The organism is Shewanella sp. P1-14-1 (assembly GCF_001401775.1).
Taxonomy (GTDB): domain Bacteria; phylum Pseudomonadota; class Gammaproteobacteria; order Enterobacterales; family Shewanellaceae; genus Shewanella; species Shewanella japonica.
This window is the reverse complement of the sequence record NZ_LKTL01000092.1, coordinates 1-419: the sequence shown is the minus strand read 5'-3', so window position 1 is coordinate 419 and position 419 is coordinate 1. Positions and strand designations below refer to the sequence as shown.

Sequence of the window (419 nt, the reverse complement as noted above, 5' to 3'; positions counted from 1 at the left end):
TTATCGACAGAGTAAGTACCGTCCGCGTTTACTGCCACATCAGTGATGGTAATTGCAGTGCCAGCAATATCGGTGATAACCAGAGTGACTGTACCGCCAGCTGGAATATCCTGACTAGTACCAGTGATGTCACCGTTATTATCGCCATCGATAACTAAATCGACGGTCAATTGTGCATCAACAGCATCAAGATTTTCAGTGTCATTGGCTGACAGGTCATTACCGTTGCTGTCAGTTGCAGTTGCAACCACTGTGATGTCGCCATCCACAAGTGTAGATAGGTCAACATTATCAACAGAGTAAGTGCCATCTGCATTAACGGCTACATCGGTGATGGTAATTGCTGTGCCCGCAATATCAGTAATAACCAGAGTGACAGTGCCGCCCGCTGGAATATCTTGTGATGTACCAGTGATATC

The 419-nt window shown here is 46.1% G+C and carries 1 pseudogene; it reads right to left on the bottom strand.

The window, feature by feature from the left end:
* Positions 1-419, bottom strand: a pseudogene (locus tag AN944_RS21685) (RTX toxin); the annotation flags it as partial.